Genomic DNA, 7,614 nt, shown 5'->3' on the forward strand with positions numbered 1-7,614 from the left:
AATGATCGTTATGATAGAAAAGTAAAAGAAATGGAAATCTGATCATACGAAATATGCCATGCGAGGCGGGAATTTCTTTGTCCATTAGATTGAAATTGTATATGTCCTATCTTGCCATGACGTTTGTTCCGGTTATTTTGATGCTTTGTTTGTTTTTAACCGTGTTTTATATCGTTGGCAAGCATGATTTACGTGAATTATCGGAAAATCAGCAAATTGAAAGGTTTGAGCAGGCGCTTGTCTATGGAGAGCTTACATATGTAATCGAGCATGACACTGGCAAGCTCGAGGATAAAGCTTATTTGGACGAGCTGCAGCAGGAGCTTGCTGAAGTATGGGCTGGGCTGGTAGTCGTAAGGAATGGACAAATTGCAAATGTATCCAGTTTTTTGCAGGATATTTCTCCGAATGAAAATTGGAGCGCCTATATCGAGCAGCTGCCTGAAGAGCTTTCCTTCAAGCTTTATCGCTTTGGCACGCATAACATTCAATTTCAATACCCGGATGGAAGCAACGGCCAAATGATTTTATTCCGCAGAATTGATCCAATACCAATATTCTGGCACCCGCTTGTGCTCGCTGCACTGCTTGGCTTTATTACATTAACGAGCTTTTTGCTTACCTACTATGTATCCAGAAGCATTATTAAGCCTATTCAATCGCTGAAGACAGCAGCTTTGCGCATTAAGGATGGCGATCTATCCTACCAGCTGCTTGATTCAACCAATTGTAAAAATTTTGCGAGCGGGGTCAATGAAATTGAACAATTGAGCATTGCTTTTGAGGAAATGAGGGTTCGCTTGAAAAGCTCAATCGATCAAAGTCTTCAATATGAGGAAAATCGCAAGCAACTGCTTTCCCATATTTCACATGATCTAAAAACACCAATTTCGGCGATCAAAGGCTATATAGAAGGCATTCTTGACGGAATTGCCAATACAGATGAAATGCGTGAGCGCTATTTACAAACGATTTATCGCAAAGCAGCGCATATGGATCAGCTGATTGATGAGCTGTTTTTATTTTCTAAGCTGGATCTGCATACTGTTGCTTTCGATTTTAAACCGGTAGAGCTTGTCCGATATTTGGATCATTTTATGGAGGAGCAGCAGTTCGAGCTTGAGAAGTCGGACATCGCTTTATCTTTTAGTTCGGAAAATATAGATCAACTTATGATCTCTGCAGATTTGGAGAAGCTGAATCGCGTGCTTAACAACATTTTGAACAATTGTGTGAAGTATTTGGAGTTTGACGATAATAACTTGCCGCATCGCGTGCAAGTGCGACTGAAGCAGGATGAGCATTTCGCTGTTATTGAAATCGAAGATAATGGACCCGGTATTACGGAGGATGATTTGCCTTTTATATTTGACCGGTTTTACCGTGCGGAAAAATCACGTAATTCAGAAACAGGCGGAAGCGGCCTTGGGCTTGCAATTGTGAAACAAATTGTTGAGGGGCATAACGGTATGGTAACAGCAAGAAACGCGCGCCAAGGTGCAATATTTACGATAAAACTTCCAAAGATGGAGCCAGCTAAGGTGGTGAAAATGAATGCAGCATATTCTGATCATTGAGGATGAACGGGCCATAGCAGAGCTTGAAAGAGATTATTTGGAGAGCCATGGCTATCAGGTTCATATTGAAGGCCGCGGTGACATTGGCCTTAAAAAAGCGCTGGATGGACAATATGATCTCATCATACTTGATGTCATGCTTCCCAAAATGGATGGCTTTGAGATTTGCCGGGAAATCCGGCGGCAGCACAACGTGCCGATTTTAATGGTAACCTCCAAGAAGGAGGATATCGACAAAATTAGAGGGCTTGGCTTAGGGGCCGATGATTATATAACAAAGCCGTTTAGTCCTAGCGAGCTTGTTGCGCGGGTAAAAGCGCATTTGTCACGCTATGAAAGACTTACTTCTAATAAAGACAGTCATAATGATTTTATTCAAATCCGTGGTCTTTGCATCGATCGCCCGGCCAGAAGAGTAACGATTCATGAAGAAGAGGCTATGCTTACATCCAAGGAGTATGACCTATTGCTTTTGCTTGCCTCGCATCCTAACCGGGTTTTCGATAAAATGGAATTGTTTGAGCGTATTTGGGGACTGGATTCCAATGGGGATACCGCAACAGTTACTGTGCATATTCGAAGACTAAGAGAGAAGATTGAACACGATCCTTCTAATCCTCAGTATATAGAAACGGTTTGGGGTGTAGGGTATCGTTTCAAAGTATAAAAAGAAATATGAATTTGGATTTGAGAAAAATGGAGGATGAATATGAAAAGCATTATTAAATTTTCGCTCAACAATAAGTTTGCTTTATGGATTATGACGATTATCGTTGTGTTCGCCGGGCTTCAATCGACTAGCACAATGAAGATGGAAATGATCCCGGATATTACTATTCCGATTGTAAGTGTAACAACCGTATATCCTGGCGCCGCTCCTGAAGAGATAATGGAGAAAATTACGAAGCCCGTCGAGCAAAGGACTAGAAATTTAAAGGGAGCTAAAAATGTCAGCTCCACATCATTTGAAAATGCTTCATCAGTCATTATTGAATTTGAATATAATACGGACATGGATCGGGCAGAAGATAATGTAAAGGAAGCGTTGGAGCAAATCACATTCCCTAACGGGGTGCAAAAGCCATCCATTTCCAGAATGAATATCAATGCCTTCCCAGTCATTTCCTTGAGCTTGTCTGACAGCTCAAAAACGATGCCGCAATTGACAGAAGCAGCTACGGATTTTGTTATTCCTAGACTCGAAAGCATTGACGGCGTAGCAGCTGTTCAAATTGCCGGTCAAAGCGTGAAGGAAGGCGAGCTCGTATTTAAGCAGGATGTATTAGCCCAGCTTAATATGACAGAGGATATGGTGAAAGGCATCATTAGCGCTTCTGTGCTTTCTGTGCCGCTCGGTATTTTTGAATTTGGCGATAGTGAAAAATCGGTCATGATTGACGGAAACATCGCAACAGAAGATGAGCTTAAAAACTTGGTAATTGTACCAGGCGTTAAGCTGAGCGATGTTGCCGATATTACGATTGAAGACAAGGTAGAATCTGTTTCCAGAACGAATGGTCTGGACGCGATCGGGATTAACATCGTCAAAGGCGCTGATTCCAACACGGTTGAAGTAGTTAACAAGGTTAAGGATGAGCTCAAGAAGCTTGCGGAACAAAATGAAGGCATGACCTTTGTTCAATCGTTTGACCAAGGCGAACCGATTGAGGAATCTGTCAATACGATGCTGAGCAAGGCAGTAATTGGCGCATTGGCGGCCATCTTAATTATTATGCTGTTCTTGCGTGATATCCGCTCCACAATTATTTCTATCGTATCTATTCCTCTGTCCATTCTGATGGCCATGATTGCATTGAAGCAGATGGATATTACACTTAATATTATGACGCTTGGTGCGATTACGGTGGCGATTGGCCGCGTTATTGATGACTCTATCGTTGTTATAGAAAACGTCTACCGCAGATTGTCGCTTTCCAATGAGAAGCTGAAGGGCAAAGAGCTTATTTTATCAGCTACTAGAGAAATGATCATTCCGATCATGTCCTCTACGATTGTTACCGTAGCTGTATTCCTGCCGCTTGGCTTCGTTTCCGGCATGGTCGGCGAAATCTTTATGCCGTTCGCATTAACAGTTGTTTTTGCGCTAGGCGCTTCCTTGGTAGTAGCCGTTACAATTGTTCCGATGCTAGCGCATATGATGTTCCGCAACGGGCTTAAAGAAGGCAAGAAGCATGATTCAAATCCAAGCAAACTTGCCCGCAAGTATAGAGGCTTGCTTGAATGGTCGCTTAATCACAAATTGATCACATTCGGAATTGCTGTCGTGCTGCTTGTCGGCAGTTTAGGCTTATACCCGCTAGTCGGCACAAGCTTTATTCCGGACGATGAGCAAAAAATGATGCTTATCACTTATAACCCGGCTCCCGGAGAAACACGCGAGCAGGTAGAAGCAATGGCGCTTGATGCTGAGAAACTGCTTATGGATAGATATAAAGATAGCGATGATCTTAAAGTAGTACAATATTCCGTGGGCGGTGCTAATCCAATGAGCCCGGGAGCGTCCAAGCAAGCTTTATTTAATTTGAATTATGACAAAGACTACAAGGGCTTCAGCGAGGAAAAGGAAAAAATCGTACCTCTGCTTAAGGAGCTTGGCGGCAAAGGGACCTGGAAGGAGCAAGACTTTGCTGGCGGCGGCTTAGGCGGATCGGGTCTTTCCATGCTCGTGTACGGTCCTGATATGAAGTCGCTTGAGCCTGTAGTAAATGAGCTTATGGATAAGCTCAAGGAAAAGGAAAATCTGAAAAATATCAGCTCCAGTTTGTCAGAAACGTACAATCAATATCGTATCGTTGCAGATCGTGAAAAGCTGAGTCAGGTAGGTCTTACTGCGGGACAAATCGCGATGGAGCTAAGCCCTGTGCGGGAGCGTCCGCTGCTTGCAACGATTGAAAATAATGGCGATGCCGTTAATATTTACGTAAAAGTAGAGGATCGCCAGTACAGCAGCTTGGCTGATTTGGAAAATGTGAAGCTGCAGTCGCCGCTTGGCATGGAGGTTTCGCTCAAAGACGTCGTGAAAATAGAAGAAGGCGAATCTCCTAACACGATTACAAGAAGCAACGACAGAATTTATGCAGAAGTTAAAGCAGATGCAACGGTAGCCAACATCGGCGCGGTATCCAGTGAAATTAATAAAATGATTAATGACATGGATATCCCTGGAAATATTGAAATTACGATGGGCGGCGTTACAGAGCAAATTAACGAGACGTTCTCTCAACTTGGTCTTGCAATGCTGGCAGCTGTAGCTATCGTATACTTGGTTCTCGTTCTAACGTTCGGCGGTGGTCTAACGCCGTTTGCAATTCTATTCTCACTGCCGTTTATTGCAATCGGCGCGATGGTCGGCTTGTTTATCGCAGGCGAAACGATCAGTGCTACAGCAATGATCGGCGCACTGATGCTGATCGGTATCGTAGTAACGAACGCAATCGTCTTGATCGACCGTGTTATTCACAAGGAAGCAGAAGGCTTATCAGTCAGAGAGGCGCTTCTTGAGGCAGGAACAACTCGTTTACGTCCAATTCTGATGACTGCGATCGCGACCGTTGGTGCACTGCTTCCGCTTGCACTCGGTTTTGAATCGGGAGGCCTTATTTCTAAGGGCATGGCAATAACCGTTATTGGCGGCTTGACCAGTTCAACGCTTCTTACACTAGTAATAGTTCCAATCGTGTATGAGTTCCTGAATCGCAAGCGTGCGAAGTCTGCTTCGGCAAAATAAATAATATGTGCTGCTCCTGCTGCCGTCATGGTTAGCGGGGGCAGTTTTTTATTTTGGAACCGGCGCACAACAGCAGTGCTGCGTACAAACATAATTGCAATGCCTTTCTCAAGTAGACATTCGAATAGCAAATAAGCTAAAATTTAATAATATGTAGAACAAAGAAAAGAGGGTATTGATATGTTTCGTGAGATTACTGCAGAACAACTGGATGTTTTATTAACAGATAACGCAAACATTAATTTAATTGATGTGCGTGAGCCTGACGAATGGGAAGAAGGGCATATCGCGCAAGCCCGCAGTATTCCATTATCGCAATTTCAAGCGAGAGAGCATGAAGTACACGACGTTCCTGGCGATGTTATATTTATATGCCGCAGTGGAGGCAGGAGCGGCAGAGTATGTGAATATATGACCAGCCAAGGCTATGACGTTATTAATGTTGATGGAGGCATGCTTTCCTGGAAAGGCGAGGTAGTTACAGGAGAATAGCTTCTTAAGCAGGAGGTGGTCGCATGAATATTCGAAAAATACGGCTTGATGATAATGGCCATCTTCACACTAGCGAGGACCGCGACGAATATGAGAAGGATTATGCCCGATTAATTCAATCGCCGGCTTTCCGAAGACTGCAGGGCAAGTCGCAAGTGTTCGGCGCAGGCTCGGGTGATTATTATCGTACAAGGCTTACCCATTCGTTGGAGGTATCGCAAATTGCTCGCGAGGTGGCGCGCAGATTGGGCAAATCGTATGCGTTCCTTCAAAGCAATGAGCATCCCGGTCTTATTTTGCTCCCAGAGGTAGTCGAATGTGCTTCACTGGCTCATGATTTGGGGCATCCTCCATTTGGTCATAAAGGAGAGCAGGTACTGAATGATTTGCTTCGTTCCTATAATGGCTCCTCTTATGAAGGAAATGCTCAAAATTTTCGTATTTTAATGTACTTGGAAAAGCGGGCGGGAAGTGAGAGAGGTCTTGACCTGACTGCGGCCGTGCTGTTAGCTATTAACAAGTATCCGGCTTCGCTCGCTGACCCGGCTGTCGTCAAGGGCGTGTATCCGATGGAGTGGAAGGGGATCCACTATTTGCGCGAGCTCTGGCAAATGCCGGAGGGATGCAGCACGTTGGAGGCTCAGTTGATGGATTTATGCGATGATATCGCCTACTCAACCCATGATATTGAAGATGGCATTCGCGCAGGAAAAATTCAATTATCGAACAGCTTCTTTGAAGATGACCGCCTTGTGGACCATATTATGACTGAGATTTTGAATGATACGACGAGCCAGGAATCGATGCGCTGGGAACAGACCAATATAAGACATATGGTCGAGTGCGTGCTGACTGATTACTATCAGCAATGGCAATCCGTCTACGAGCAGTTTGACCGTGAAACGTCCCGGACGAGACGCGAAATGAAAGCGAGATGGGTAAACCGTTTTGCCAATCAAGTCGGTATCATAGAGGATCCCGCAAACAATTGGAAAAGGATTACGTTTGTACGGGATGGGGTAGAAGATATTGAATTGCTCCGCACGATGGAAATATTAAAAAAGCTCGCTTGGGTGACGCTTATAAAGGACTTCCGCGTGCAGCGCCTGCAAAAGAGAAGTGAAATTATGATTCAGCGCTTGTGGGACAGCTTTATTGACTATGATGCAGGGCGCAGCATTTTGCCTCCGGATTGGACCGAAAGCTATGACAAGCACAAGGCCATATGGCCATGGGAAAGGCTCGTCGCTGATTATATTGCCGGCATGACAGACTCGTATGCAGAAAAAGTGTACACAGAGCTGTTTGCCAGCCGGTCAGGCTCCATATATGAAAGAGACTAAACGAAAAACACTCTACTGCCTTTGTCGGCGGAAGAGTGTTTTTTTATGTTGAGCGTCCGTCTTTGTAAGCTCATTTTAAACTTTACAGGTTTCTATATCCGAAATTGGCGAACAATAGCGGTCGGAATCGTAAAAAACAAAGTATACAGAAAGCTAGCTGCATTCCTGACAAAATAAGAAAAAATACCCTGAAAAACACAAATGTATATGAAAATTCATACACAATGCGCTGGAATGCCCCGAAAACCCCAATTGTATATGAAATATCATACAGAACTGGTCGATGCCGCCTCCAAACGGCAAAATGTATATGAAAATTCATACACAATGCGCTGGAATGCCCCGAAAACCCCAATTATATATGAAATATCATATAGAATCAGTCGATGCCGCCTCCAAACGGCTAAATGTATATGAAAATTCATACACAATGCGCTGAAATGCCCCGAAAACC

At 44.1% G+C, this 7,614-nt stretch carries 5 protein-coding genes; all 5 read left to right on the forward strand.

Annotated features, from left to right (window positions below; all coding sequences use genetic code 11):
• The first annotated feature begins 77 nt into the window (after positions 1 to 77).
• Positions 78 to 1,577, forward strand: a complete 1,500-nt coding sequence (locus tag ACRRU2_RS02655; RefSeq protein ID WP_432499835.1) for a sensor histidine kinase — start codon at positions 78 to 80, stop codon at positions 1,575 to 1,577.
• Positions 1,555 to 2,244 carry a response regulator transcription factor gene (locus tag ACRRU2_RS02660; protein ID WP_432499836.1) on the forward strand — a complete coding sequence of 230 codons (690 nt, stop codon included), beginning with the start codon at positions 1,555 to 1,557 and terminating at the stop codon, positions 2,242 to 2,244. The genes ACRRU2_RS02655 and ACRRU2_RS02660 overlap by 23 nt, the downstream gene beginning before the upstream one ends.
• A 42-nt stretch (positions 2,245 to 2,286) precedes the next feature.
• The gene (locus tag ACRRU2_RS02665) at positions 2,287 to 5,325 is read left to right on the forward strand and encodes an efflux RND transporter permease subunit (protein WP_432499837.1); all 3,039 of its coding nucleotides are present in this window, start codon (positions 2,287 to 2,289) and stop codon (positions 5,323 to 5,325) included.
• A gap of 180 nt (positions 5,326 to 5,505) precedes the next feature.
• On the forward strand, positions 5,506 to 5,817 hold the full coding sequence (locus ACRRU2_RS02670) for a rhodanese-like domain-containing protein (RefSeq protein WP_432499838.1): 312 nt from the start codon (positions 5,506 to 5,508) through the stop codon (positions 5,815 to 5,817).
• A 23-nt stretch (positions 5,818 to 5,840) separates the two neighbouring features.
• On the forward strand, positions 5,841 to 7,160 hold the full coding sequence (locus ACRRU2_RS02675; protein ID WP_432499839.1) for a deoxyguanosinetriphosphate triphosphohydrolase family protein: 1,320 nt from the start codon (positions 5,841 to 5,843) through the stop codon (positions 7,158 to 7,160).
• The last annotated feature ends 454 nt before the right edge of the window (positions 7,161 to 7,614 follow it).

Source organism: Paenibacillus sp. GXUN7292 (assembly GCF_050864975.1).
In the GTDB taxonomy this organism is placed as follows: domain Bacteria; phylum Bacillota; class Bacilli; order Paenibacillales; family Paenibacillaceae; genus Pristimantibacillus.

Bases quoted from the DNA above. Each gene is read 5' to 3' on its own strand.
- ACRRU2_RS02660 (WP_432499836.1), top strand. From the start codon at position 1,555: ATGCAGCATATTCTGATCATTGAGGATGAACGGGCCATAGCAGAGCTT.
- ACRRU2_RS02665 (WP_432499837.1), top strand. From the start codon at position 2,287: ATGAAAAGCATTATTAAATTTTCGCTCAACAATAAGTTTGCTTTATGG.
- ACRRU2_RS02670 (WP_432499838.1), top strand. From the start codon at position 5,506: ATGTTTCGTGAGATTACTGCAGAACAACTGGATGTTTTATTAACAGAT.
- ACRRU2_RS02675 (WP_432499839.1), top strand. From the start codon at position 5,841: ATGAATATTCGAAAAATACGGCTTGATGATAATGGCCATCTTCACACT.